The organism is Paraburkholderia sp. J94 (assembly GCF_905220285.1).
GTDB lineage: Bacteria > Pseudomonadota > Gammaproteobacteria > Burkholderiales > Burkholderiaceae > Paraburkholderia > Paraburkholderia tropica_A.
Map to the genome: position 1 here is coordinate 1 of NZ_CAJMZH010000058.1, position 420 is coordinate 420.

The following is a 420-nucleotide window of genomic DNA, read 5'->3' on the forward strand; positions in this document are numbered from 1 at the left end:
CTTGGGTGGTTCGGGTGCCTCGCCGGTCGCGCTGCATAACGTGAAGGACGGCGACGTCTCGGCATCGAGCACCGACGCAGTGAACGGCTCGCAGCTGTACGCGACCAATACGAACGTGTCGAACCTCGCGGGCACGGTGACGAACATTGCTGGTGACGTGTCGAACATCGCCGGTAACGTGACCACGCTGCAAGGTCAGATGGCCGATGCGGTGTCGTACGACACGTCGGCGCATGACTCGATCACGCTGGGTGGTACCGACGCAACGACGCCGGTGGCGATCCATAACGTGAAGGATGGCGATGTCTCGGCATCTAGCACGGATGCGGTGAATGGCGGCCAGCTGTACGCCACGAACACGGCGGTGTCGAACATCGCTGGCGACGTGACGAACCTGGCTGGCGACATCACGAGCATCAA

At 62.4% G+C, this 420-nt stretch carries 1 pseudogene; it reads left to right on the forward strand.

The window, feature by feature from the left end:
- Window positions 1–420, forward strand: a pseudogene (locus U4Y88_RS37630) (hypothetical protein); the annotation flags it as partial.